Raw genomic sequence first — 24,279 nt, forward strand, 5'->3', positions numbered from 1 at the left:
TGACATCACAAACTCATGCAAAAAGCGCTTTTTAAATCGGCAAACTATCGCCTGAAAGCTGCAATCCATATATCCATTTGATATTTAAACTAGCATCTAGGATTCGCAAATTTTGTCACTTAAAAATCAAAACAAAACTGAGTTCAGGCGCGACATAAACGGGCTTAGAGCCTGGGCAGTTATCTGCGTCGTTCTGTATCACTTTGGAGTTCCAGGCTTTAACGGTGGATTCGTCGGCGTAGACGTTTTTTTTGTCATTTCCGGATTCTTAATGACGGGAATAATAATCAAAGGACTAGAAAGCAAAAACGGATTTTCAATTTCATCATTTTACATAGCGAGAGCGCGCAGGATAATACCAGCATTAATCGCACTGTGCGCAGCACTAGTTTTTATTGGCTGGTCTCTACTGCCAGCCGGTGAATATAGCACCTTAAGCATCAATACAATTACCGCCCTCACCTTCACGTCAAACATTAAATTTTGGAGAGAGACCGGTTATTTCTTTGAAGACTCAAAATATAACTGATTACTTCACACTTGGTCTCTTTCGACAGAATGGCAATTTTATTTAATACTACCAATAGCCCTAAGCATTATCTGGAAGCTGCAAAGTAATAGGAAGGCAATACTTTTATCTTCCGCTGCAGGACTACTTTTTTCACTGGCCTTGTGCATATACCTAACACCCATAAAACAAGCAGCATCGTTTTACATGCTTCCAACAAGGGCTTGGGAGATGTTGCTAGGTGGAATAATTTTCTTTCTTGACCCGAAAGCACTGCCAGGCAACATAAGAAGATTGCTGGAGGTTTTGGGGTTTGCACTGATTGCAGCATCCATACTTATGTTTGATCAATCAAGCTCATGGCCGGGATGGAGGGCATTAGTGCCGTCAGCCGGGGCTGCGCTGGTCATCATATCGGCTATGCAGAACTCGAGACTGTCATCCACACCTATCTTTCAACTGACGGGAAACCTGTCTTACTCACTCTACCTTTGGCATTGGCCGGTCATTGTGCTCATTAGATATCTTGAGCTCCAGAGCGAGCCTGCCGCCATCGTCTTCGGCTTACTGATATCTTTCTTACTCGGTTTCATATCGCATACCACTATAGAAATATTTTTGACAAACAAAATAACCAATAAAACTAATAAAAATGTAGCCATTATACTATCAACAGCAACCTTGCTAGTAGCTGCTCCCGCTCTTGTTATATGGTTGAACAAGGGGATACAAAACAGGATAGACCCATATATTGATAGTGTCTTCCATGAATCAGAAAATAAGAACCCTAGATTCTCCGAATGCTTCGCTGACGGAGCGAAGCCCGTACCACAATGCAGATACGGTGGAGATAAAAAACTAGGGGCCATCGTCATAGGAGACAGTCACTCAGCATCGATAATGCGTGCAGTTGAAAAGGCTCTACCGTCAGAAGATTTATATGTACTTGACTGGAGCTTGAGCGAATGCCCAACGATTGAAGGAATTCACAACGACAAAATTGATGGTTACCGATGCGGGGACTTTGTTTCTTGGGCTGTAAAAGAGCAAGAACATCTAGATCGCAAGGCACCGATAATCATCATGAACAGGCTCTCTCTTTATCTTGTTGGCCCAACAGAGACAGGGCTTGAGGCCGAGATAAAAAAGCCAAGCTATTACATTAGCAAAAAATCTGAGGCCAGAACGGCGGAATTCAATAAAGAACTAACAGATGGAATTATTAGCACTGCTTGCAAGCTATCTAAGACGAGACCGGTCTTTATGGTACGTCCAATTCCAGAGATGCACGTTCTCGTCCCGAAATCAATGGGCAAATCCCTGCTTCTAGGCCGAAACCCAGAAGTAATGCTATCGATTGATGAATACACACAAAGACAAAAACTTGCACGGAGCGCTCAAGATACAGCCGCCGAACAGTGCGGCGTAAAGATATTAGATCCTACCCCTTACTTCTGCGATGAGAAGTGGTGCAAGGGCTCCAAGGATGGTCTTCCTATTTATTACGATGACGATCACCTAAGTGAGCACGGAGCATCATATCTTGTCCCCTTGTTTTCCAAGGCCATAGAGTCCATCAAATAAACTGAGCCAAGGGATGCTAAATAATGCATCCCTTTTTTTACTCAGGCTGGTCATGGAAGCACCTGCAGTGCCTTCGCGTACAGGGCGCTGGGCTCCTTTGCTCCCTATCGCGTTTTCATGCACTTCACTTCTCTGGCGGCTCTGGCCAGTCAATAGATGCTGGGAAACCAGGTTGCTCTCTTACTCGATTAACTGCTACCCGGTACTGTTTCCACGCCTTCAGGCTGGCCATGTCAGCATCAGTCGCGTCGCCGAGATCAACAGCATCTTGGAGCGGGGCGATTCGGAGCGCCGCCGTAGTCAGCAGTTCATCGAGCTTGGCGCTTGCCATCGCCAGTACCTGAGCAGGAGATGGCGCGATATCGTGAGGCTCTGAAACCTCAACCGCGCCCAGTGGCGGGAACCCTTCCGGGAATGGCTTGCTGAATGCTCCGAGATATACACCATTTGCATCATCAAATAGATACATCGGAACCATTGTCGGTGTCGACACCTCATCATCAACTTCGCTCATCGCGTGATCTCCAGTGAAATTTTCCAGTTTGCAAAAGTCAAATTTGATTGAATGCCAGACGATTTGTTAGACATTTTTGTAGGAAGCGCGCCAATCCTTGCGCCAACCGCCGTGTGAGCCGAATCCTCGTATACAACGATAGGGCTGCTTGTCGAAGAAGTCCCATCATCGGCACTCCCTGCAAATGAACAAAACACTCGGTCGCCCACCGAAAAACCAAGATCAGCAGTTTGACAGGTCAGGACCAGTTTGATCGAAGATGGCGCGGTGCCCCATGGATTTGCCAGCGAGATCGATCCTGCTGACGTCATGGTCACAGCCGTGGATGCAATCGTGCTTGCAGCGCGGAGTGTCGCGAACTTGAGCGCCGTAATTGCATCCGTGTCGTTCAGGCCTGCGTTGGTAGTCGCCTGGCTTGCGATTTTAACGCTACCGAGTACAGCCTCTGTCGCCTGCGAGTTGCCAGGCAATGGATCGCGCAGGACAAAATCAGTCCCGTCATATTCGATGTCACCCAACTGGTCCACGACGTAAACCGCCGGTATCTTCGCGCCGAGTGAGTCGTATTGCTTGATAAGCTTCCCCCCCTTAGCTCAGTCGTAAGCTGGCCAGACTGCTGGATCACCATCACCCGCCGGCGAGTAACTCGGGAATCAGTAACCTTTGCCGAAACCTCAGCCGCTGCGGCGCCGAACTCTTCATCGGTGCCGCTCTTCTGCCCGAGCACTCGGTACGCCGAGGCCGCGTGCCCTTGGGCACCGAAACCGAAGAAGCCCGCCGCGAAACCCATCAAGCGCGCCCCACCCGCTGACGGTAAACCGTCGGTGATTGATGAGTTCAACCGATGCCACGATGTTGAAGAGCTGTTGCGGGCCCACGATTACATCAAACGCGGTAACAAGTGGCTGTATCCACACAGCAGCACCGGGCTACCGGGTGTGACGGTCACCGACCGCAAGGTCTATTCGCACCACGGCGCGGATCCGCTGGCCAACGGTCACCAGAATGACGCGTTTGAGGTGTTTTGCCTGCTGGATCACGATGGCGACCAGTCGAAGGCAGTGAAGGACGCGGCTCGCATGTTGGGTATGCAGCACGCGGCGCGCCCGGCCCCACAAGATCTTCCCCCGGCCCCATCGGCGGATGCCAGCGAGCAGAACTCCAGTGCGGCGCCCGGTGAGGCCGCTCCTGCTGCTGACGGGGGCGCGGGGGAGGTGCTGACCTATGAGCAGGTACTGCGGCGCTACGTGCTGGTCGAAGGAACCACGCAAGTGTGGGATCTCGATAAGGCGCGGGTGATGAAGAAAACCGCGTTTGAAGCACGCGTTGGCAAACCATTGGCGAAACAGTGGGTCGACGACACCAGTAAAAAGCTGATCTCTGATGACAAGGTTAAGGAGATCGAGCAGGCCCGGAAGATGGCGGGCAAGAAGGGCGGTGCGCTGAACCTGGATCCGCCAGTTCCAGTTCAAGGACATCCGCCCAAAAGCGGCAAGCGAGATTGAGCTGACCCACGCCAGCCGCCTGCTTGGACACACCACCGAAGAGATGACCAAGAAGGTCTATCGACGAGTGGGTGAGATTGTAAAACCCACGAAATAACCCGCGCCACACCCACGCCACCAGGTACCGAACCGCAACCCCGCCGCGAACAAAATCGCAGGGGGTTGCGGAACGCATGCCAAAAGTTGCGGAACGTTTCTTAAATCGCAGACAATAAAAAACCCCGTAGATCATTGATCTACGGGGCTTTAAGAGTGGAGGCCGAGGTCGGAATCGAACCGGCGTAGGCGGATTTGCAATCCGCTGCATAACCATTTTGCTACTCGGCCTCAAACGATCAATGCCCTTGCCACTGGCATTCACCGTATAAAAACTTGAGTGGGCCATAGAGCCCTGCCTCTACTCTAACTCATTGAATACATTGAAGTTTTTAATGCTTCGTTGCGTTCGATGGGCGCCATTATGTACTCATTTGCTTTTGCCTGCAACCCCTTGATTTCAAAAATATTTCGTATTGGCATCAAGGGGTTGCGCGTCTGCCCTACTCCTTGATGAGCTGCTGCTGGTACTGCGGGTCGGCCTTGATCTGGGCGTCGGTGAACGGCAGTGGGCGGAGTTTTTTCTGCGCGAAGGCTTGGGTCTGGTCCTTGGCGTAGGGGGATGCCGGGTTGCTGGACAGGGAAAACGCGAGCACGCCCTGGGCGTGAGGCCCCTGGTCGTCGAAGGTGACGATCTGCAGGTAGCTGCTGCCGCTGACCACTTCGCGCTTGCCGTCGGCCCGGGGCACGGTTTGCATGGCGTTGTAGATCCCCAGCGCTTGCGGGCCGCCGTGGATCGGGGTTTGGCCGCTGACCTGGATATCGCCCCATTTGCTGTCGGAGTTGAGGCCGAGTTTGGCCACGGCTGCGCTGGAGGCCAGCATGGCTTCGCGCAGGGCCTTGGCCACGGGGGCGCGCTCGATGGCCAGGCCCCGTGGGGTGGTCAAGGGTTGGGCCGGGTCGAACGCGACGCGCCAGGCATCGGGGAGTTGCTGCAGGTGCTCAAACAGGTTGATGAAGTGCACCAGGCCCAGGCCGCTGTCGAGGTTGGCGCGTCGGTCCCAGTCGTTGAGGCTGGTGCACAGCGACTTCAGCGCAGTCGCGTCGGTGCCGAGGTGTTTGGCGCAGAATTCCAGCAGGTCGGGCATGACCTGGCCGGCCAGGTACACCTCGTTGTCCATGACCATGTTTTGCAGGTCGGCGACGCTGATCGGTTGCGCCTCCAGGGATTGCAAGCGTTGCAGGGCGAAGCGTGCGCGCGGGCCGAGGCCGATGTGGTCCTGGCTGATCACCGGGGAGAAGCCGGTCAAGGGCGCCTTGGGGTTGGCCAGCCACGCCGAATCGTTAGAGTGCTGCACGTAGTCGCTACGCTCCAGCTGCGGCAACTGGTCGGCGGGGAAGATGCCGGCCTGGGCGGCACGCGGGTCGACGTCCCAGGCACAGGCACTGCGGGCACCGTCGAGCATGATCATCTGCAGGCCGGCATGCGGGTCGCTGCATTGCGCCAGTTTGGCCGCGCTGACGTTGGGCACCACCGACAGGTTCATGTACAGGCTCTGGCCCTGGTCATCGGCGGCCAGGGTATTGACCCACGGGATGCCTTGCAGGGTGTGCACCGAGGTTTGCAGGTCCTTGAGGCTCGTGGCACGGTTCATGGCGTACCACTGTTGCAGGACGCGGTCGTTGCCCAGGTTGGCATCGCGCAGGCTGAAGGCGTGGTGAGTGTCCCAATCCAGCTTGCCGGGCCATTGCACCACGGGGCCGAACTGCGAGCTGTAGACCGAGTGGGTTACCGGCTTCACGCTGCCGTCCGCTTGCCTGGCCTGGACCGTCACCGAGGTTTTCTCCAGGGGGATGGATTTTCCATCCAGCATATAGCGCTTGGAGTCCTTGGGATCCAACGTCAGGCGATACAGGGTGAAGTGCTTGGACGTGTCCACCGTATGGGTCCACGCCACATGCTGGTTGAAGCCGATATTGATCACCGGCAGGCCGGGCAGCGCGGCGCCCATCACATCCAGCTGGCCGGGGATGGTCAGGTGCATTTCATAAAAGCGCATGCCGCCCACCCACGGGAAATGCGGGTTGGCCAGCAACATGCCACGGCCATTGAACGAGCGGTCGCGGCCCACCGCCACGGCATTGCTGCCGCGATCCAGGCTGAAGCGCTGTTGATTGGCGGCGGCCAATTCGAATGCCTTGGCGCTGGGTTGCACACTCGCGGAGGCCTGAGGCGGCGCGGCGCCGACCAGAGCTTCGGCGAACTGGCCGACACCGCCCTCCACCAACAATCTGCGGGTCAATTTCACCAGGTCTTCAACCACCAGCGGCCGCACCCAGGCCGCCTGGCACTGGGCGGGTGCGCCCTGCTCTTTCAGGTAACGGTTGTAGCCGGCCACGTAGCCTTGCATGCGCTGTTGGATCTGCGGGCTTTGCGCCTTCCAGAAAGCCGCCACCGCGCCCGGTGTATTCAGCCAGGTGAAAAACACATCGCTGGCCAGGTTGTTGCGCTCTTCCAGGGTCGACTGCTCGGGGCCGAAGTACCGGGCCCGCTCGCCGTTTACGGTAACCACTTCATTGGCCAGCAGGCACAGGTTGTCCTGGGCATAGGCATAACCGATCCCCAAGCCCAGGCCACGCTCGTCATTGGCGCGAATATGCGGCACGCCGAAACTGGTGCGGCGGATATCCGCCGACGCCTGCGTTGTCGATTCCCGTGCTGTTGCAGCCAGGCTCGCCCCCAGCAACAGCCCCGTCACGCACACCTTGGCCAACCCGTTGGAAATAATCACACAGACTCCGCAGTCAAATTGAACACCCTCACAGGGGTAACCACCCCACCGTAAAGACGCAAAAAACCGGGAGAAATTTAACCCTGGAGCGGGTTTATCCGAGGCGCTGCAGATGTGACAAAGCCGATACCGACAAATTTTCTACATCACACCCTTCATGATTTTGCACGCTCGTTCGTCTTATTGACTAAGAGCGCCATCATTTTCCTGATCAGGCTCTGATAAGGAGTTTTTGCATGTACAACCCGCAAGTGCCCACGGACGGACATTCACCCGCAGCCGACAGCCAATTTGGCAACGGCGCCCAAGCGTTCGGCAAAACCCCCGAACAGCAAGGCAACCAGCGTATTCGCCACCTGCTAAAGTGTTTCGGCCTGCGCACCAGCCTGATCCGGCTAAAGGTCATCGACGCCCTGCTCACCGCCGCCAACAACCAGCGCACCCTGGGGGTACGTGGCGTGCACAGCCATTTGCTGGAGCTGGGGATCCCGTTGTCGTTCCTGAGTGTGCGCGAGGTGCTCAAGCGCCTGTGCAGCGAAGGCGTGATCACCCTTAACGCGGATAAAAGCTACAGCCTCCATGAAGAGGCTGCCAAGGTACTCGACGCTCGAAGCTGAGGCGGACCTTAAAGCTTGACCTTGCGGCGCATGATGCCGTTGATCACCACCACGACGACCGCGACGGCGATGGCGATGGTCTGGAATGTCTTCTCACTGATAAACCCGATGTTCTGCAGGTAGGACAGGCCAAACATCGTCGCCAGTACCGCCAGGGCGATCAGGATCGAGTATTTCAAGCGTTGCTTTTGGGTCATGACGGGTTCCTGAACCGGAAGAATGTATTCACTGTGTATCGCCGAACACGCCAGGCACATACCCGGCGACGGGATGCACGGGGTCGACAGGGTCTTATGTTACAGGTGATGAAAAGCTTTGGCTCCTCCGGTGTGCCGCTCACCCCGACGGCGGTGGGCCGCCGGGCTCAGGCCATGCCTTCACTGGCTCCCCCCATGCACCCACCGCTGATGCAACCCGCGTGCAAGCGCATCCAGGGCAAACCCCAGCAGCCCGATCAGCAATACCATCGCCATCAGTTCCGAATAGGCCAGGCGATCACGGGTATCCAGGATGTAGTAGCCAAGCCCCGCGCTGACCCCGAGCATTTCGCACGGCACCAGCACGATCCACAGGATCCCAATGGCCAGCCGCACGCCAGTCAGCACGTGCCCCACCACGCCGGGGATGATCACCCGGCGCAAGGTTTCCCAGCGCGTGGCGCTCAGGCTGCTGCTCAACTGCAGCCAGCGCGGGTCGAGCTGGCGCACGCCGGCGGCGGTGTTGAGCATGATCGGCCACACCGCAGCAAACGCCAGCAGGAAGTAGATCGGTTGGTCCCCTACCCCCATCAGCATCACCACGATGGGCATCCAGGACAGCGGCGAGATCATCCGCAGAAACTGGAAGGCCGGCGTGGTCGCCGCTTCCAGGTTGCGCGAACTGCCCACCAGCAGCCCCAGCGGCACCCCCACCAGCAAGGCCAGGAACAGCCCGACGAAGATGCGCTTGAGGCTCACGACAATATGCAGATACAGCTCACCGCGCCCCAGCAATTCCCACAGGCTGCTGAAGGTGGCGGCCAGCGAAAAGCGCGCCGCCAGGCCGCCCCCATCGCCCCACACCTTCACCCCCAGCCACCACAGCAACAACAGGCCGGCCAGGCCACTCAACCCGAGCAACCAGCCCGGGACTCTGCGGTTGTTCAAACGCCAATCTCCTCGGTCCGCTCAAAGCCCTCGGGCAAGCCGAAGGTGCCCATGCCGCCCACCGCTTCGATGGCGTTGCGCACAAAGCGGTCATCCACCAGATCCTTGGCGACAAAGGCCGGGTCCAGATCGGCGAGGAATTTCTTGTCCCCCTCGATCAGCGTGTCCTTCAAACGTCGCACCAATTCCTCGGTGTAGCTGGGGAATGGATAGGGCTGGAAGTCGATGCGGTGCTCGTCCCAGTCGGCATGCCGGATCGCGCCATCGGCCAGGTAGGCCGCGCGGTCGGCAGCGGCTGGCGCCAGGACTTTGCTCAACACCGGCTCGGCATGTGGCGTGTAGCGGTTCGGGCCGTCCTTGGACAGCAGTTTCACCGCCTCTGCGCGGTTATCACGGGTCCACACCTGGGCCTTGACGATCGCATTCACGACTTTCTGCGACCACTCCGGGCGATTGTTCAGGTCGTGTTCGTGCATGAACACCACGCAGCACGCGTGATTGCGCCACACGTCGCCGGTAAACCGCTGCACACGCCCGACCTTGAGGTTCTCCGCCAGGGCGTTGAACGGCTCGGCGACGATATAGCCGTCGATGCGCTGGCTGGCCAGGGCCGGCGGCATGTCCGAAGGCGGCAGCACGATCAGGTTGACCTCATTGGCGCCGATCGCACTGCCGGCGGCACGCGCCACCGGGGTCAGGCCGTTGTCGCGGAACAGTTGCTGCACCACCACGTTATGGATCGAATACCAGAACGGGATCGCCACCGACTTGCCGCCCAGTTGCTTCACCTCGGTAATGCCTGGTGCCACGGTGAGCCCCGAACCGCCCACATGGTTCCACGCCACCACCTTGGCCGGCACCTGGCTGCCATAGCGTGCCCACACGGTCATCGGCGACAGCAAGTGAATCACGTTGACTTGCCCGGAGATAAACGCCTCGATCACCTGCGCCCAACTGCGCAGCAATACCGGGCGCTCGGCCTTGATGCCTTCGGCTTCGAACAGGCCGTTGTTATGCGCCACCAGCAAGGGCGTCGCGTCGGTGATCGGCAGGTAGCCGATGCGCACCGGCGCATCCGGCTCGCTGGCGGCGCGGGCCTGCAGGCTGCTCAGCAGCGGCAAGGCGCCGGCGGCACTGAGGACTGCGGAAAGTTTGAGAAAGTCACGGCGCGAGTGGGTCAGGTCATCCAGGCACATGGCTGGGCTCCAGCAGGTCAAGGGGTTGGGGTTGAGGGCGGCTCGCCTGCCGTAGGGTTTTAAGAATCTCGATGCGCAGCGCGCCGATGGCTTCCACCTGTTCTTCCCGTGGTTGCGGCAGGTCGATGCGCCATTCGCCCAGCGTCCGCGCCGGGCGGTTGCCCAGCAGCAGGATGCGGTCGGACAACAGCAGCGCTTCGTCGATGTCATGGGTGATCAACACCGCCGCCGAACCCTGCTCACGGTTGACCTTGAGCAACAGGTGCTGCATATCGGCACGGGTCACTTCATCCAGCGCACCGAAGGGCTCATCCAGCAACAGCACCTGGGGCTGGCGTGCCAGGCAACGAGCCAACGCGGTGCGCTGGGCCATGCCGCCGGACAGCTGCGCCGGAAATTGCTGGCGGGCGTGCTCCAGACCAACCGCCGCGATGGCGTGGTCGACGCGCCGGAGGCGCTCATCAGCGCCGAGGTGCGGCTGGCGGGCGAAATCCAGGCCGAACGCGACGTTCTTTTCCAGGCTCAACCAGGGCAGCAGGCTGGGGTCCTGGAACGCTACGGCGACACGTGGATGGGGTCCGTTCAACGGCTCGCCCAACACCTGCACCTTGCCATCCTGGGGCGCCTGCAAGCCGGCAAGCACCCGCAACAGGCTGGACTTGCCGACCCCGCTGGGCCCCAGGATCGACACCACTTCACCGCGCTGCAATTGCAGGTCGAAGCCTTGCAGCACCGGGCCGCCGGCGTACCCCAGGCCAATGCCCCGGGCACTCAATACCACCGGGCTCACAGGTTGGCCTGGCGTTGCAACTCGGTGCGCAATTGCACCAGGCTGGGCGTAACGATCGGCACAAACGCCGACTCCCGCCAGCGCCGCGCAAACCCACTGCCATGGGCCGTGAGGTAGGCCTTGCCGCCGCTGGCCTGCAGTTCCAGCTGCACCGCGCTGGCGGCGGTTTCGGCCAGGCCGATGCGCAACTTGAACAGCGCCACCGGCTCAGCGGCGAAGCGCCCGGCGAGCAGGCCATTCTGCAGCTCGGTCACCAGGTGATCCAAGGTCCCGCGCAACCCTTCGAGTTCTTCGCGCAACACCGTGCGGGCCGCGCCCAGGTGATGGGCGACTTCCGCCAGCGAGCGCCGGGCCAGGCCGATCGACATACCGCACTGCAAACCCAGGAACGCCGGGCGCACGGCCGGCAGGAACTTGCGTGCATCCTCATGCAGCAACCACTCGCGACTCAGCTCGACACCTTCAAGGCCCAGGGCTGCGGTGTTGCTCGATTGCAGGCCGAGCAGCTCCAGGTCGCCGGAACGTTGCAGGCCCGCCACCGAATCCGGAATCGCCAGGATAAACGGCGCGCCACCACCGGCATGCTCCACCGCCGCTGCCGCGACAAAGCCGTTCTTGCGCAGGTTGGTCACCCAGTGCAGGCGACCGTTGAGGGTCCAGCCATGGTCGTTCGGCTCGGCGCTGATCTGCAGCGTCTCGATGCCCGACAGGAACTTCATCGCATTCGACAAACCGGTCGCCCCCGCCAGCCTGCCGCTGAGCAGGTCCGGCAGCAATTGCTCGCGCAGCCGCTCATTCGGGCTCTGCAGCAAATACTCGATAAACGAGCGCTGGCCCCAGCACACAAACGCCGCGGCCAACGAATGGCTGGCGACATTGGCGATGGCCTCGACGGCGCCGGCCACATCGCCGCCCAAGCCGCCGAAGGCTTTTGGCACACCGATACGCAGTATGTTGGCCTCTGCCAGCCGTGGCAGCACTTCCTGGGGATCGCAACTGCCCACATCCAGGGCCTGCGCTTGAACATCGAGCCAACGGCTCAAGATCGGGTCAAGCATTCATGTTTCTCCTTGTCAAAGCAGCAGGGCCACCTGCCCTTCAGCTGGCCGGTTTTTCCCAACGGTATTGCGCCAGCTCCGGGTTCAGCGGGGTACGGGCAAACACGTTAGCGAAGTTGCACAGGGTTGCCAGGCTCACCCCCAAAATAACTTCCAGGGCCTGGCCTTCGGTGTAACCGGCGGCGCGGAACGCCTCGAAACCGGCATCGCTGACATCGCCACGGGTGGCAATGACTTCCCGGGTAAAGGCAGCGAGTGTCTCATAACGGGCATTGGGCAATTCGCCGCGCTGGCGCAGGGCGTCGATCACCTCTTCCGGCAGCTTGGCCTTGTTGCGCGCCACGGCGGTGTGGCCGGCGACGCAGAAATCGCAGCCGTGGGTGGTGGCGGCAATCAACTGCACCACTTCGCGATCGGCCAGGCTCAGCTCGGCCTTGGCGTTCAGGCCCGAGACGGTGATGTAGGTTTCCAGCGCCGCCGGGGCATTGGCCAACACGGCCAGCAGATTGGGGATGAAACCCGAGGCTTTCAGCGCATTTTCCAGCAGCGGCTTGGCGGCGGGTGGCGCGGTTTGCGGGGTGAGCAGCGGTACACGGGACATGGAGCGGTCTCCTGAGGGGTCGTGTATCCAGTCTGTTGGTTATAAGAAATCCTCTCAATAGGCTAAAGTAGCGATTACTTGCTCTTGAGTCTTTCCATTAGATGAATTCTTCCAGTGCCCTTGTCGATTGGTTATTAGACAGCCTCGAACTCAACACCAGCCTGTTCCATGTCGGGCGCTATTGCGGCGATTGGCATGCCAGCACCCACGGCCTGGCGCGAGCGAGTTTCCACCTGATCGTGCAGGGCGAGTGCTGGCTGCATATCGCCGGCGAACCCACGCCCGTCGAGTTGAACAACGGCGACGCGGTGTTCCTGCTCCGTGACCTTGAGTATCGGTTGTCCGGAGAAGCCACGGCGGCCGGCGCGCGGGAATGTCCGCGACGCCCGATGCTGCCCCTGGACAGCAGCGCCAGTGACGGCGTGGGGCTGGTGTGCGGGTTCTTTCACTTCCAGTCGGGCTTGTCGGCGATGATCGTCGATACCCTGCCCGCGTGGATCGTCCTGCGGGCCGGCGACCCCTCGCTGACGGCCGCCCGCAACCTGTTCGAGCTGATCCTGCAGGAGTGCCAGCGCGACCCGGCGCCTTCCGCGGCCTTGCTCGAGCGCCTGTGCCACCTGTTGTTCCTGTATGTACTGCGCCAGCAAGTGCTCGATAACAACCAACTCGGTGGCCTGGCCGCGCTGGGTCGCCAGCCGGCATTCGCGAACCTGCTGGAACACCTGATTGCTCGCCCGGCAGACGCCTGGACCCTGGAAAGCATGGCGGGCTGCACCGGCTTGTCGCGCTCGGCGTTTTTCAAGCGCTTCACTGAATTGTGCGGGCAGTCGCCCGGCCAGGTGCTGCTGATGATGCGCATGCGCCACGCCTGCCAATTGTTCAAGCAGGACCAGACGGTCGCGGATGTCGCAGTGGCGGTGGGTTATCAGTCTGTGGCGGCGTTTACCCGAGCCTTCCACAAAGTGACCGGGCAGCAACCCGGCGCTTATCGCAAGGCCCAGGCCTAGCGTTGCAAACCGGTGCCCGGCCGACCACACAGCTCAACCAGCCAATCCACAAACACCCTCACCCGCTGTGACAACTGGCGATGGGGCGGATACAGCGCCGTCAGCGCCATTTTCGGCACCGGCAACTGCGCCAGCACGGGCACCAGGCGGCCCTCGGCCAGTTGCCGCATCGCATGATAGTGCGGCGCCTGAATCAGGCCATAGCCGGCTTCGCACGCAGCGAAATAACCATCGGAGCTGTTGACCGCCACGCGCTTGGGCAACTGGATCGAGTGCACGGCGTTGTCGACCAGGAACTCCAGGCCGAACCGCTTGCCACTGGCCGTGGAGACATACTCGACCATCTGGTGATTGGCCAGGTCGTCGAGGCCCGCCGGTATGCCCATGCGCTCCAGGTACACAGGACTCGCCAGGGTCAACTGGTCCATCATTGCCAAAGGCCTGGCCACCAGCGACTCATCCAGGGCCGGACCGCCGCGCAGCACGCAATCCACACCTTCGCGGATCAGGTCCACCGGGCGGTCGTTCAGGCCGATGTCCAATTCGATCTGCGGATAGCGCGCGGTGAACGCCGGCAACGCGGGAATCACAATCAAGCGCCCGATCCCCGAGGGCATATCCACGCTCAAGGTGCCGCGTGGGTTCTGGCGGCGGGTGGAGAACACCGCCTCGGTTTCCTCCAGATCGGTGAGCAGCTGTACGCAACGCTGGTAATACGCAGCGCCGTCCAGGGTCGGGCTGACCTGGCGCGTGGTGCGCTGCAGCAACTGCACGCCCAGGTGCGCTTCCAGTTGCTTGATCAGGATGGTCACCGACGCGCGCGGCAGTTGCAGGCTGTCGGCGGCCTTGGCAAATCCACCCAACTCGACAATCCGGGTAAACACACGCATGGCGTTAAAACGATCCAAGGGCCGACTCCAGGAGGATTATTTAGAAATTACCAATAGTGATAGTGCTTTTAGCCGGTTTATCCAGGTTTTGTCGAGGGTAACAATGGCGTCCTACCTCATCAGGAGCTGCACCCATGCACACTCGTCAACTCGGTAAGAACGGTCCCCACGTCAGTGCCATCGGCCTCGGCTGCATGGGCATGAGTGACTTCTATACCCCCGGCACCGACACCACGGAGGCCACTGCCACCCTGCATCGCGCCTTGGAGTTGGGCGTCAATTTTCTGGATACCGCCGATATGTACGGCCCCCACACCAATGAGCAACTGATCGGCAAAGCCATTGCCGGCAAACGTGACCAAGTGTTCCTGGCGAGCAAGTTCGGCATTGTGCGTGACCCGGCCAATTCGGCGGTGCGTGGAGTGAACGGTCGCCCCGAGTACATTCGCGATGCCATCAACGGTACCTTGCAGCGCCTGGGCGTGGACACCCTGGACCTGTACTACCAGCACCGAATCGACCCGCAGGTGGCCATCGAAGAAACCGTCGGTGCCATGGCCGAGCTGGTGCAGCAAGGCAAGGTGCGTTACCTGGGGCTGAGCGAAGCATCCGCCGCCACGCTGGAGCGCGCCCATAAGGTGCACCCGATCAGCGCCCTGCAAAGCGAATATTCCCTGTGGAGCCGCGACCAGGAAAGCAACGGCTGCCTCGCGGCCTGCCAACGCCTGGGGATTGCGTTTGTGCCTTACAGCCCGCTGGGCCGAGGCTTCCTGACGGGCGCACTGAAAAGCCCGGAGGATTTCGATGCCGATGACTACCGCCGCGCCAACCCACGCTTCCAGGGCGAGAACTTCGCGAAGAACCTGCAACTGGTCAAGCAGGTTCAAACCCTCGCGGCAGACAAAGGCGTCACTGCCGGGCAACTGGCGCTGGCGTGGGTGTTGGCACAAGGCGACTTCATTATTCCGATTCCTGGCACCAAGCAGCGCAAGTACCTGCAGGAGAACGTGGCGGCCGTGTCGATCCGACTCGGCGCGGCTGAACTGGCGGCACTGGAGAGGATCTTTCCGGCCGATGCAAGTGCCGGCCTGCGCTATCCCGCAGAGGTGATGGCCATGCTGGATATCTGACGGCCAAGCTCAAGGGGCACCCGGTTTGCGGTGCTCCGACGCCAACACGTTTAGCACTAAAGCCCCTCCGGGGGCGGGGAACCTTCTCAGTCGGAGTTCCACGTAATAGCAACCCTGATACGTAATCAGGGTGCCCTTACACGCACACCCAAGAGGACATGCCGATGCTATCTGCACTTGCCCATTCCCTGACATCCGGACTCTACGCCCAACTCCCCCAGCCTTTCGCTGAAACAAACGCTTCGCACTTCACCCCTCCCACCGACCTGACGCCAGGCATCGTGAACCGCCGCACCCACACGCTGCTTGTCGACGGTGACACCAAAATCAGCAGGGTCGTTGACTGGAACCCAGATGACCTCAAGGGACCGAAGATCCTGACCAGTTATCTCCACGTGGAAACCGGTAATGCCGCCGACCGTATCCACGTGCGCAGTTGGTCGGTGGACAAGCTGCAGATCTTCATCAACGATAAACCGCATTTAGTCGATATCAATACAAAGGAAAGAAGCGAGCACGAGCTTTTCATCGACAGCCACGGCGGTGACGACACGGTCATCATCGACGATGACGTCAAGCTTCGCGTGAGCGTGAAAGGCGGCGACGGCAACGATTATCTCCAGGCGGGCGGAGGTCGCAGCAGGCTTTTCGGAGGGGCTGGCAACGATATCCTGCAGGTGGGCAGCGGCCTGGGTTATGCCGAGGGCAACGACGGCGATGACACAATCATGGGAGGTCCCGGCAATGGCGTAATGTACGGTAATAAAGGCAAGGACCTGCTCATTGCAGGCTTTGGCCCCTCCACCAGGCAGACCTATCTGGACGGTGGCGACGACAACGATGTACTTCTTGCAGGCAGCGGACATACCGTTGCACATGGGGGCAATGGCGATGACGTCCTTGCAGGGTACGAGCGCACGACCTTCTACACCGGCAAAGGAAACGACACTATCTGGAACAACCAGCCCAAGGACCTTATCTACGCCAAGGCCAGGGATGGTTTCGACCGCACCAGGGGTTCGACTTTCACCGAAGTGAAGCCAAGCAATGCCGGCAACCTGGGATTCAGTGTAGAAACTCCCCCTGAGACCCCGGAGGAGGACGCACAGGCTTTCAAGCAGCGCGTCGCCGACGATTTTGAATTTCTGCGCAGTTCACCCATAGGGCAACAAGCACTCAAACAAATGGATGAGCTCGCGGTGGCAAATGGCGGCAAGGTTACCATCAAGCCGATCGGTAACGGCGGTACCCAATACGTTCCTGGCAGTAGTGAACTGGATGAATTGACGCCCGAGGAGCGCGAAAGCGCAGAAGCCGGAACCTACGGGCATATCACGGATGGCGTTCCCGGTTTCCGCGTCACTCGCGGCATCATTCACTATGACTCGCCATCTATTATCGAAAACGCCGAGCGTACCCACACAATTGTGCCCGTAACCGGTCTCGCCCATGAGATAAACCACGCCTACACCTACGCAACCGGTACAACCGAACATGGGTACACCCGCGAAGCGCCGGGGGACGACGGCCTTGTCGAGAATGGTGAACGTCAAGTCATCGGTTTACCCTACGTTGAAGAACCTTCCGAGGACGGCACCCCTCCCTCGACATCAGCGCGTGTAACCAATCCGAAACACTTCACCGAGAACGCCCTGAATGCAGAAATGGGCAAACCCTTGAGGCAGTCCTACTTATGGACACCCAGCCCTCAAGGTCGCGGCGAGTGATACAGCGCCGGTAAGCCAGGCATTGATTCGATAAGCGGTAATCCCCATGGCGAGGCAACTGCTGGCCTCGCCATGTCAAAAACCTGATTTGGCACCTCCGTACCTAAAGCTCTTCCTCGCCAAGCCGATAGCCCTACGAAGCTCCAAAATAGCCGCGTCGATAATAAACGCTTCGTAAGGACGACCCCCATGCCCCCACTGCGTTCCATCCAAGCCCGCTATACCCTGTTCCTGGTGCTGTTCGTCCTGGTGTTGTTCGTGTTGACGGTCGTCGGCATCGGCCAACTGGTCGCGCCCACGCTGCGCCATACCGAGGAACAGGTGGTGCTCAACCGCATCAGTGAGGTGGCCGAGCAGATCCAGGGCGAACTCAACAAGGTTCAGTCCCAGCAACGCACCATCACCCAGACCATTCCCCTGCTCGACAGCGATGCCATCGACAAGGTCCTGCCGGGCCTGGTCGACCAATATGGTGAGCTGAAGGTCTTCGGCGGCGGTATCTGGCCGCTGCCCAACCAGCGCACGCCGGGTCGCAACAAGCACAGCACCTTCTGGCACCGCGATGCCTCGGGCAAGCTGGCAGTGAACACCTTCTGGAACAGCGACCCCGCCCCCAACTATTACGACCAGAGCTGGTACAAGGGCGGTCTCGCATCGCCACGCGGCCAATGTGCCTGGGCCGCGGCCTACAAGGACGACGCCAGCCAGGAGCCGCGCACCAACTGCGCCATGGCGATCCAGCGTGACGGCGCGGCGTACGGCGTGGCCACCATCGACGTGACCCTGGGCTTCTTCAACGAACTGGTAGCCAGCAAGGAAAAGGACATCGGCGGGCAAATGCTGATCGTCGAAGGCGATGGCAAGATCATCAGCAACAGCACGCGCCTGAGCAGCCCGGTGGTATTGAAGAACATCAGTGAATTGACCGGCACCTCGGCCTTTGCCGCCCAGGTCAGCAAGGCCCTGGCCCATCGCGACCAAGCCTTGCAGCGCAACGAGTTCGACAACCAGGGCGTGGCCAGCACCTTCTACATGCGCCCCATCGAAGGCACGCCGTGGTTCCTCGCCACCGCCCTGCCCACCTCGCTGATCACCGCCCAGCGCGATGACGTACTCGGCAGCCTGGCCCTGTTGCAGATCCCCATGGTGTTGCTGCTGGTGCTGCTGGCGGTGTATGCGATCCGCCAATTGGTGCAGCGCATGAAAATCCTGAAGACCAACATCGACGCACTGTCCACCGGCGATGCCGACCTGACGCGGCGCATCACCATCCGCGCCGAAGACGAACTGGGCGCCATCGGCCATTCGGTGAACCGCTTTATCGTCTACCTGCAAGACATGATCGGCGAAGTGACCCAGGCCACTGGCGCCATGTCATCGGGCCTTGAGCAATTGCAGCACACCTCGGCCCACACCAACAGCATCCTGGTGCGCCACGCCTCGGAGACCGACCAGACCGTCACCGCCATCACCGAGATGAGTTCCACCGCCGACACAGTGGCGCAAAACGCCGCGCAAACCGCTTCGTTCACCCAGCGCGCCAACGAACACGCCGACCGCTCCCGCGTGGTGGTGGGTGAAGCGTCCACCAGCGTCAGTGCGCTGATCGGCGAGGTCGCCAGTGCCACTCACACCGTCGAGAACATGCGCCAGGACGCCGCGCGCATCACCGAAACCCTCGGCGTGATCGGCGCGATTGCCGGCCAGACCAACCTGCTGGCCCTCAACGCCGCGATTGAAGCCGCGCGGGCCGGCGAGCAGGGTCGTGGTTTTGCGGTGGTGGCCGACGAAATCCGCGCCCTGGCGGCGCGTACCCAGGCCAGCACTTCGCAGATCAATGAAATGCTCGCACGCCTGACCACCGGTGTCAGTTCGTCGGTGGCGGCCATGGAAAACACCCAGGCCAGTTGTCAGTCGGCGGCGGATGCCACGGCACGGGTGAACACCGGCCTCGACGAGATGGCCGGTTCGGTCAGCCATATCAATGACCTCAGCACCCAGATCGCCACCGCTGCCGAACAGCAAAGCGCGGTGACCGAGGAGATCAACCGCAGCATGGTGCATATCCGACATATGGTCGAAGAGCTGGTGCAGAGCGGCCATGCCACGCAAACCAATACACAAAGCCTGCTGGACGCCAATGGCCGGGTGATTGCGTTGATGGGCCGGTTCAAGGTGCGCTGATAAATGGCTGAAACACTCCCGTGCAATGTGCGGGAGTGGGACTATTCTGACAGTTCACAGCCACACAGGAGGTGTGCCATGCGCGCTGTCGAGCAGTCGGTCCGCTTGGATCGGATCAGTCAGGAACGTTTTATCCAGGCGCCTATCGATGCCGTCTACGACTATGTGACCCAACCGGATCGCTGGCACGAATGGCACCCCACCTCCCTCGGTGCCGACACCGGCACCAGCGGCCCCCTCCCCGCCGGCGCACGTTTTACCGAAATGATCGACTTGCTGGGCGTGCGCGTGCCCATGAGCTACCGCGTGCAGATCGCCCGGCGTCCCGACGAGTTCAAGACGGTGTTCACCTCACTGGCCGTCGACGGCTCGATTCATTACTTTTTGCAGCCCTTTCGCGACGGCACCCTGTTCAAGCGCGTGCTGACCTATGAAACCGAATTGCAGTTGGCCAGCCTCCATGAACGCATGATCGCGCTGTCGGCGATTGCACTGGACCGGCTCAAGCAGCGGATGGAAAACTCGCTCTCCGTATAATTTTGAAACATTAACCCGACGTCCCACGGATAAAAGCACGGAGAATGCCCGGCTTACTGCCCGGTATTGGACGAGACCTCCATGAAAATCCCATTGCGATTGGCCCTGCTTTCAGTGCTGTTCACCACCACCCTGGCCCAGGCCGCCGACCTGATCCCCATCGATGTGCACCGCGACGCCAATTGTGGCTGCTGCAAAAAGTGGATCAGCCACCTGGAAAGCAACGGCTTCAAGGTCAAAGACCATGTCGAAGCCGACATGAGTGCAGTCAAGCAACGGCTGGGCGTAGCCCCGCGCCTGGGCTCGTGCCATACCGCCGTGATCGACGGCAAGTTCGTCGAAGGCCATGTGCCCGCCGAGCAGGTACTGGCCTTGCGCAAGCGCGACGACCTGCTGGGTATTGCCGCACCGGGCATGCCCATGGGTTCGCCCGGCATGGAAATGGACGGCCATGCCGAGGCCTATCAAGTCATCGGCCTGACCCGCGATGGCCAGGATGTGGTGTTGGCGGACTACCCGGCGCACTGATCGGTGCCGATGGGTTACCTGGGGCTGTTTCTTGCCGCATTCGGCGCGGCGACGTTACTGCCCCTGCAATCGGAAGCGGTGCTGGTCGGCCTGTTGATCAGCGGGCACTACAGCCTGTGGCTGCTGCTGGGTATCGCCACCCTGGGCAACGTCCTCGGCTCGCTGGTCAATTGGTGGCTGGGGCGCTGGGTGGAGCACTTCAAGCAGCGTCGCTGGTTTCCGGTCAGCGATAAGCAGCTGGAAAAGGCCCGCCATCATTACCAGCGCTGGGGGCACTGGACGCTGCTGCTCAGTTGGCTGCCGGTCATTGGCGACCCGCTGACGTTGGTGGCCGGGGTGATGCGTGAACCGTTGTGGCGGTTCCTGCTGCTGGTGACCCTGGCCAAGGGCCTGCGATACGCGGTGCTCGCCGCCGTGACCCTGCAATGGGTGTTAATCCCCCGTTAATCCCGCGCAAACAGCATCCGAGCATTCTGTCCGGAGCCCCGCCCATGCCTCTATCCCGCGTTTTTTGCATCGCCGGCCTGCTGACGGCCGGCGCCGCCCCGGCGTTCGCCGCCAGCTATGGCCCTGAGCTGCAAGGTTTCCAATACCCCTATCCCCTCGAACATTTCCAATTCCAATCCCAAGGCAAAGCCCTGCAAATGGGCTACATGGACGTGCCGGCCAAGGGCCAGCCGAACGGGCGCAATGTGGTGCTGATGCACGGCAAGAACTTTTGCGGCGCAACCTGGGAAGGCACGATCAAGGCCCTGAGCGACGCCGGTTATCGGGTGATTGCACCGGACCAGATCGGTTTCTGCAGTGCCAGCAAGCCCGACCACTACCAGTACAGCTTCCAGCAATTGGCCCTCAACACCCATCAATTGCTGGAAAAACTCGGCATTCAAAAGGCCACGCTCATAGGCCATTCCACCGGCGGCATGCTCGCCACCCGTTACGCGTTGATGTACCCCGAGCAGACCGAGCAGCTCGGGCTGGTGAATCCCATCGGCCTGGAAGACTGGAAAGCCCTGGGCGTGCCCACGCTCAGCGTCGACCAATGGTATGCGCGAGAACAGAAAGTCAGCGCCGAGGGGATTCGCAAGTACCAGCTCAATACCTATTACGTCGGACGCTGGAAGCCGGAGTACGAGCGCTGGGTAGACATGTATGCGGGCCTGAGCAATGGCCCCGGCCACGCGCTGGTCGCATGGAACTCGGCGTTGATTTACGACATGATCTTCACACAACAATCTGCAATATATACATCTGCTTCTTTGGGATAAAAGAGCCCGCATTTGGCGGGCTCAGGCAACAGTATCAGTCACATCAGTGTGGCTCAGACTTCATACGCTCTCAGGGCAAACCGAGGCAGCGTATAGGAGGGTTTCCCTCACTGCGGGCTGCGATTCATGGGTGAGATCGGCGTATAGCTTCAACCTGCCACGGTATGCCGCTACATTCGCCTTTGGATCGCTGCCTACGATGATGTTGAAGTGCGCCACGGCCTGAGCTACCGAATCCTGCACTCTGGTCTTAACGTCCTCACCGTGATAAGCCTTAACAGTGAGTGCTTGAATTTCGCTTACGTACTGCTGAACAAGACCTTCCTCTACATTCGCCATCATTCGCTCTCCATGTCATTGAGTTACGATCTTAGCACTCAGATACTTTAATTAAGAGATAAACATGAGCATTACCGGGAATTTCATTACCACAATCAGAAACAGCGAGCAAGCGCTAGAATTAGGCAAAGACATGGGTGAGGTGGCTATTGATGCCATTTTGGCTGACAAGTTTGGTGTGGACGGGGCTCTAAAAGACATCCCAATTCTTAACGTCGCAGTCAGTTTATATAGGGCAGGTAATAAAGTGACAGCTTATTTCTTTGCCAAGAATATGCTGGCGTTCCTCCTCGAGGTGGACAAGGTTCCCGCAGCAAAAAGAATAGAGTTTTTAGATAAAAATTGCGCAAATGAGGAAGGTGTCGAAAATGTCGGTGAGGTAGCACTGATGATTCTTGATAAAATCGACCATCCACGCCTTGCAACCATGTTAGGCAGGGCGTTTGCTTTACTGACAATTGGAGAGATAAGTCAACATGAGTTTGACATCTACTGCCACGCGATCAAGATAATGAACCCGTATATATTGCAGCAGATGAAACAAGCCTACCAAGTTAAAGGAATGATAGCCATGGACCTTCCAGCAGCAAATCTCCTAGCAAACTACGGCCTGATTAAACTAGAAACCGAGGGCGTATTGGCACGGGTTTCAATTGGAATACCACACACTTTAGAACAAAATAGTTTTGGACAAAAATTCTATGACCGCATAATTATTGGCAGAGCCAGTTACTGAGATAATGGCAATGCCAGAGGTCTCTAATACTCCCGGACACGATTAGACAAGCGAGCTTCAACAATCTCCCTGTCCATGATCGTAAAAAGGCCCTGACGCTCTAAATCTCGCCAAAACAGTACAACCGCATGCACCAACGAGCGAAGCAGCTCAAATGAAAGCATCAGATCGGTCACAGGACGCACACCATAATGCTCTTCAAGGAGATGAGACGAAGCAGGCCAAAGCTCTGGACTCCTCTTCCGAAGAGCCCGAGCAGCTTTACCTTCACCATGACGACACACGTTGCCTAAAAGCATAAGCAGGTCGAGCTGGGGGTACGACTGGAATTGTGGAAGCTCTAAACCTCGAACCCTCAAGAAAAGCTCATTGAACTCCGCTCCCCAAAGGGCTTTCTCTGCTTTCTCTATCGCCTTTCCAATCGTATCGGGTGCCTGATCATTTGGCACCCCAAGGGTGACGAACTGCCGTGCACACCCAGACATGTATGTGCGTATTTGCTGCTCCCATAAAGACTGGATGCCGAGACAAAATGCCATAGCTGTCCCCTGCTCCAGTACATAGTGGTCAAGCGCTTGAAGAGATTTGATGAAGTCATCTATATCAGGGCGTGCAATCAACTCATCCCGCCGACACTGTAGGGCTTGCAAGGAAGGCCGAACAACAAGCTCCAAATAATCCTGTACAACGTTGCCATAGTTATTGGCATACACATCGACAACGGAGTGCTTCCACGGATGCGGGCTCATAACATGGACACCATCACTTGTGCTTTAGGTAATAGGCACGACCGGCGGGCGTAAGCTGGAAATACTCCCCACGCACTCCTCCTCCCCTAGCCAAAAACTTCCTTTCCATTAACACATCAATAGCAGCGTGAGCTTCTACATTCCCGATTGCCATCACAGAGCTAATTGTAAGCAATGTCGCTCGAATATCTTTATCAGCGAACATGGCAACAGCTGCAAGCATGTCAAAGACGACAGCAGACAACTCTACATCCTTATAAGCCGGACTTAGTGCACTAAGCTGCTGCTCTAGAGCTGTGTTGGATTCTTTTAGATTGCTGGCAGATGCTTCAAGGTCTGCATTGGCTGTTTCCAGCAAAGCGCATCGCTGTATACGATGCTTTAGCTCAGAGCTCAAGCTAGAAATTCGATTGGCTTGAAGTGCGATAGTCCGGCTGTCTCGATGAACAACGAATATGGCTACTCCGCCGATGAACAGGACTATTAACATCAGCTCCCATAACGCCCACGGGGTAGTCAACAAAAAAAATCTCAAAAAGCCATCTACCTTGGGAGCTAGCCAATCAGGCAGCTTACCTTCCTTCACCAGCGAGTCAGCTAATGGAGGCCCAATCAACGCAAGCAAACCCAACGTTCCAGCTATCGCGAGCCCCCATATTCCCTTGGATTTCATGACACACCTATATATAAAACGAAAACGCTGTGAATTCACGCACGCTACAAGCCTCTAGCCCTACTTATGTTTTAAGTGGTGAGCAGGCCGGCAACGTTGTTGCACACGTCCATATCCATAAAAACTGCCCACATCTTCTCTACGGGGATGCCGCCAGAGTCGAGA

23 protein-coding genes, 1 tRNA gene and 4 pseudogenes are annotated in these 24,279 nt (G+C 58.7%); 14 read left to right on the forward strand and 14 right to left on the reverse strand.

Features of this window, described 5'->3' with window-relative positions:
- Positions 1–112: 112 nt before the first annotated feature.
- Positions 113–1,090: pseudogene (locus BLW22_RS35365) on the forward strand (acyltransferase family protein); the annotation flags it as partial.
- 132 nt (positions 1,091–1,222) lie between these two features.
- Positions 1,223–2,092: an SGNH hydrolase domain-containing protein gene (locus BLW22_RS14575; protein WP_268876190.1), complete on the forward strand. Its 870-nt coding sequence runs from the start codon at positions 1,223–1,225 to the stop codon at positions 2,090–2,092.
- Positions 2,093–2,216: 124 nt separating this feature from the next.
- Here the strand turns inward: BLW22_RS14575 and BLW22_RS35595 are convergent, their stop codons facing one another.
- Positions 2,217–2,606 (reverse strand): tail fiber assembly protein, encoded by a 390-nt coding sequence (locus BLW22_RS35595; RefSeq protein WP_083381369.1) that lies wholly within the window; start codon positions 2,604–2,606, stop codon positions 2,217–2,219.
- Complete coding sequence (locus BLW22_RS34860; protein ID WP_159440247.1) at positions 2,603–3,133, reverse strand: hypothetical protein; 531 nt, start codon at positions 3,131–3,133, stop codon at positions 2,603–2,605. The genes BLW22_RS35595 and BLW22_RS34860 overlap by 4 nt, the downstream gene beginning before the upstream one ends.
- Before the next feature lie 201 nt (positions 3,134–3,334).
- Here BLW22_RS34860 and BLW22_RS14585 point away from each other — a divergent pair.
- Together BLW22_RS14585 and BLW22_RS35375 are read left to right on the forward strand one after the other, a co-directional pair.
- A pseudogene (locus BLW22_RS14585) lies at positions 3,335–4,063 on the forward strand (DNA primase); the annotation flags it as partial.
- Positions 4,059–4,208 (forward strand): annotated as a pseudogene (locus BLW22_RS35375) (tyrosine-type recombinase/integrase); the annotation flags it as partial. The pseudogenes BLW22_RS14585 and BLW22_RS35375, both read left to right, overlap by 5 nt.
- A 156-nt stretch (positions 4,209–4,364) precedes the next feature.
- On the opposite strand, the gene BLW22_RS14595 reads toward BLW22_RS35375, so the two are convergent.
- Positions 4,365–4,438: transfer RNA gene (locus BLW22_RS14595), tRNA-Cys, on the reverse strand.
- A gap of 212 nt (positions 4,439–4,650) precedes the next feature.
- Positions 4,651–6,939 (reverse strand): bifunctional acylase PvdQ, encoded by a 2,289-nt coding sequence (pvdQ, locus tag BLW22_RS14600; RefSeq protein WP_074846869.1) that lies wholly within the window; start codon positions 6,937–6,939, stop codon positions 4,651–4,653.
- Positions 6,940–7,175: 236 nt separating this feature from the next.
- Here pvdQ and BLW22_RS14605 point away from each other — a divergent pair, with 236 nt between their 5' ends.
- Positions 7,176–7,556, forward strand: a complete 381-nt coding sequence (locus tag BLW22_RS14605) for a fe2+ zn2+ uptake regulation protein (RefSeq protein WP_074846870.1) — start codon at positions 7,176–7,178, stop codon at positions 7,554–7,556.
- An 8-nt stretch (positions 7,557–7,564) separates the two neighbouring features.
- Here the strand turns inward: BLW22_RS14605 and BLW22_RS14610 are convergent, their stop codons facing one another.
- From BLW22_RS14610 to BLW22_RS14635, 6 genes are all read right to left on the reverse strand, one after another.
- The gene (locus BLW22_RS14610) at positions 7,565–7,753 is read right to left on the reverse strand and encodes a hypothetical protein (RefSeq protein WP_027606724.1); all 189 of its coding nucleotides are present in this window, start codon (positions 7,751–7,753) and stop codon (positions 7,565–7,567) included.
- Between the two features lie 180 nt (positions 7,754–7,933).
- Complete coding sequence (locus BLW22_RS14615) at positions 7,934–8,701, reverse strand: ABC transporter permease (protein ID WP_065927338.1); 768 nt, start codon at positions 8,699–8,701, stop codon at positions 7,934–7,936.
- A complete protein-coding gene (locus tag BLW22_RS14620) occupies positions 8,698–9,897 on the reverse strand; it encodes an ABC transporter substrate-binding protein (protein ID WP_065941680.1) in 1,200 nt (399 codons plus the stop codon). Before BLW22_RS14620 ends, BLW22_RS14615 begins: the two co-directional genes overlap by 4 nt.
- Positions 9,884–10,687, reverse strand: coding sequence for an ABC transporter ATP-binding protein (locus BLW22_RS14625; RefSeq protein ID WP_074846871.1), 804 nt, complete (start codon positions 10,685–10,687; stop codon positions 9,884–9,886). The genes BLW22_RS14620 and BLW22_RS14625 overlap by 14 nt, the downstream gene beginning before the upstream one ends.
- Complete coding sequence (locus BLW22_RS14630; protein WP_074846872.1) at positions 10,684–11,745, reverse strand: acyl-CoA dehydrogenase family protein; 1,062 nt, start codon at positions 11,743–11,745, stop codon at positions 10,684–10,686. The genes BLW22_RS14625 and BLW22_RS14630 overlap by 4 nt, the downstream gene beginning before the upstream one ends.
- A gap of 40 nt (positions 11,746–11,785) precedes the next feature.
- Positions 11,786–12,346, reverse strand: a complete 561-nt coding sequence (locus tag BLW22_RS14635) for a carboxymuconolactone decarboxylase family protein (protein ID WP_065927334.1) — start codon at positions 12,344–12,346, stop codon at positions 11,786–11,788.
- A gap of 101 nt (positions 12,347–12,447) precedes the next feature.
- Between BLW22_RS14635 and BLW22_RS14640 the strand changes: the two genes are divergently transcribed.
- Entirely contained in the window at positions 12,448–13,353 is a 906-nt protein-coding gene (locus BLW22_RS14640) for an AraC family transcriptional regulator (RefSeq protein WP_074846873.1), read from the forward strand.
- Here BLW22_RS14640 and BLW22_RS14645 read toward each other — a convergent pair.
- The gene (locus BLW22_RS14645; protein WP_065927332.1) at positions 13,350–14,261 is read right to left on the reverse strand and encodes a LysR family transcriptional regulator; all 912 of its coding nucleotides are present in this window, start codon (positions 14,259–14,261) and stop codon (positions 13,350–13,352) included. The genes BLW22_RS14640 and BLW22_RS14645 overlap by 4 nt on opposite strands.
- A 116-nt stretch (positions 14,262–14,377) precedes the next feature.
- Between BLW22_RS14645 and BLW22_RS14650 the strand changes: the two genes are divergently transcribed.
- The 7 genes and pseudogenes from BLW22_RS14650 to BLW22_RS14680 all read left to right on the forward strand — a co-directional run.
- Positions 14,378–15,373 carry an aldo/keto reductase gene (locus tag BLW22_RS14650; protein ID WP_065927331.1) on the forward strand — a complete coding sequence of 332 codons (996 nt, stop codon included), beginning with the start codon at positions 14,378–14,380 and terminating at the stop codon, positions 15,371–15,373.
- 164 nt (positions 15,374–15,537) lie between these two features.
- Positions 15,538–17,100, forward strand: coding sequence for a M91 family zinc metallopeptidase (locus tag BLW22_RS14655; RefSeq protein ID WP_083381370.1), 1,563 nt, complete (start codon positions 15,538–15,540; stop codon positions 17,098–17,100).
- A 189-nt stretch (positions 17,101–17,289) separates the two neighbouring features.
- A complete protein-coding gene (locus tag BLW22_RS14660) occupies positions 17,290–19,284 on the forward strand; it encodes a methyl-accepting chemotaxis protein (protein ID WP_074846874.1) in 1,995 nt (664 codons plus the stop codon).
- Positions 19,285–19,362: 78 nt separating this feature from the next.
- Positions 19,363–19,821 carry an SRPBCC family protein gene (locus tag BLW22_RS14665; RefSeq protein WP_065948308.1) on the forward strand — a complete coding sequence of 153 codons (459 nt, stop codon included), beginning with the start codon at positions 19,363–19,365 and terminating at the stop codon, positions 19,819–19,821.
- Positions 19,822–19,902: 81 nt separating this feature from the next.
- On the forward strand, positions 19,903–20,349 hold the full coding sequence (locus BLW22_RS14670) for a DUF411 domain-containing protein (RefSeq protein ID WP_065927328.1): 447 nt from the start codon (positions 19,903–19,905) through the stop codon (positions 20,347–20,349).
- A 9-nt stretch (positions 20,350–20,358) separates the two neighbouring features.
- The gene (locus BLW22_RS14675; protein ID WP_027606736.1) at positions 20,359–20,796 is read left to right on the forward strand and encodes a YqaA family protein; all 438 of its coding nucleotides are present in this window, start codon (positions 20,359–20,361) and stop codon (positions 20,794–20,796) included.
- A gap of 44 nt (positions 20,797–20,840) precedes the next feature.
- A pseudogene (locus tag BLW22_RS14680) lies at positions 20,841–21,581 on the forward strand (alpha/beta fold hydrolase); the annotation flags it as partial.
- Positions 21,582–21,677: 96 nt separating this feature from the next.
- Here the strand turns inward: BLW22_RS14680 and BLW22_RS14685 are convergent.
- Positions 21,678–21,959 carry a hypothetical protein gene (locus tag BLW22_RS14685; protein WP_074846875.1) on the reverse strand — a complete coding sequence of 94 codons (282 nt, stop codon included), beginning with the start codon at positions 21,957–21,959 and terminating at the stop codon, positions 21,678–21,680.
- A gap of 61 nt (positions 21,960–22,020) precedes the next feature.
- Here BLW22_RS14685 and BLW22_RS14690 point away from each other — a divergent pair, with 61 nt between their 5' ends.
- Positions 22,021–22,692, forward strand: coding sequence for a hypothetical protein (locus BLW22_RS14690; protein ID WP_074846876.1), 672 nt, complete (start codon positions 22,021–22,023; stop codon positions 22,690–22,692).
- Between the two features lie 23 nt (positions 22,693–22,715).
- On the opposite strand, the gene BLW22_RS14695 is transcribed toward BLW22_RS14690, so the two are convergent.
- The gene (locus tag BLW22_RS14695; protein WP_074846877.1) at positions 22,716–23,441 is read right to left on the reverse strand and encodes a hypothetical protein; all 726 of its coding nucleotides are present in this window, start codon (positions 23,439–23,441) and stop codon (positions 22,716–22,718) included.
- A 13-nt stretch (positions 23,442–23,454) separates the two neighbouring features.
- Positions 23,455–24,114: a hypothetical protein gene (locus tag BLW22_RS14700; RefSeq protein ID WP_074846878.1), complete on the reverse strand. Its 660-nt coding sequence runs from the start codon at positions 24,112–24,114 to the stop codon at positions 23,455–23,457.
- Positions 24,115–24,279 lie beyond the last annotated feature (165 nt).

It is taken from the genome of Pseudomonas marginalis (assembly GCF_900105325.1).
Taxonomy (GTDB): domain Bacteria; phylum Pseudomonadota; class Gammaproteobacteria; order Pseudomonadales; family Pseudomonadaceae; genus Aquipseudomonas; species Aquipseudomonas marginalis.

Coding starts and splice junctions, on each gene's coding strand:
- BLW22_RS35595 (WP_083381369.1), bottom strand. CDS start 2,606: ATGAGCGAAGTTGATGATGAGGTGTCGACACCGACAATGGTTCCGATG.
- BLW22_RS14605 (WP_074846870.1), top strand. CDS start 7,176: ATGTACAACCCGCAAGTGCCCACGGACGGACATTCACCCGCAGCCGAC.
- BLW22_RS14610 (WP_027606724.1), bottom strand. CDS start 7,753: ATGACCCAAAAGCAACGCTTGAAATACTCGATCCTGATCGCCCTGGCG.
- BLW22_RS14620 (WP_065941680.1), bottom strand. CDS start 9,897: ATGTGCCTGGATGACCTGACCCACTCGCGCCGTGACTTTCTCAAACTT.
- BLW22_RS14630 (WP_074846872.1), bottom strand. CDS start 11,745: ATGCTTGACCCGATCTTGAGCCGTTGGCTCGATGTTCAAGCGCAGGCC.
- BLW22_RS14635 (WP_065927334.1), bottom strand. CDS start 12,346: ATGTCCCGTGTACCGCTGCTCACCCCGCAAACCGCGCCACCCGCCGCC.
- BLW22_RS14640 (WP_074846873.1), top strand. CDS start 12,448: ATGAATTCTTCCAGTGCCCTTGTCGATTGGTTATTAGACAGCCTCGAA.
- BLW22_RS14650 (WP_065927331.1), top strand. CDS start 14,378: ATGCACACTCGTCAACTCGGTAAGAACGGTCCCCACGTCAGTGCCATC.
- BLW22_RS14655 (WP_083381370.1), top strand. CDS start 15,538: ATGCTATCTGCACTTGCCCATTCCCTGACATCCGGACTCTACGCCCAA.
- BLW22_RS14660 (WP_074846874.1), top strand. CDS start 17,290: ATGCCCCCACTGCGTTCCATCCAAGCCCGCTATACCCTGTTCCTGGTG.
- BLW22_RS14665 (WP_065948308.1), top strand. CDS start 19,363: ATGCGCGCTGTCGAGCAGTCGGTCCGCTTGGATCGGATCAGTCAGGAA.
- BLW22_RS14670 (WP_065927328.1), top strand. CDS start 19,903: ATGAAAATCCCATTGCGATTGGCCCTGCTTTCAGTGCTGTTCACCACC.
- BLW22_RS14675 (WP_027606736.1), top strand. CDS start 20,359: ATGGGTTACCTGGGGCTGTTTCTTGCCGCATTCGGCGCGGCGACGTTA.
- BLW22_RS14685 (WP_074846875.1), bottom strand. CDS start 21,959: ATGATGGCGAATGTAGAGGAAGGTCTTGTTCAGCAGTACGTAAGCGAA.
- BLW22_RS14690 (WP_074846876.1), top strand. CDS start 22,021: ATGAGCATTACCGGGAATTTCATTACCACAATCAGAAACAGCGAGCAA.
- BLW22_RS14695 (WP_074846877.1), bottom strand. CDS start 23,441: ATGAGCCCGCATCCGTGGAAGCACTCCGTTGTCGATGTGTATGCCAAT.
- BLW22_RS14700 (WP_074846878.1), bottom strand. CDS start 24,114: ATGAAATCCAAGGGAATATGGGGGCTCGCGATAGCTGGAACGTTGGGT.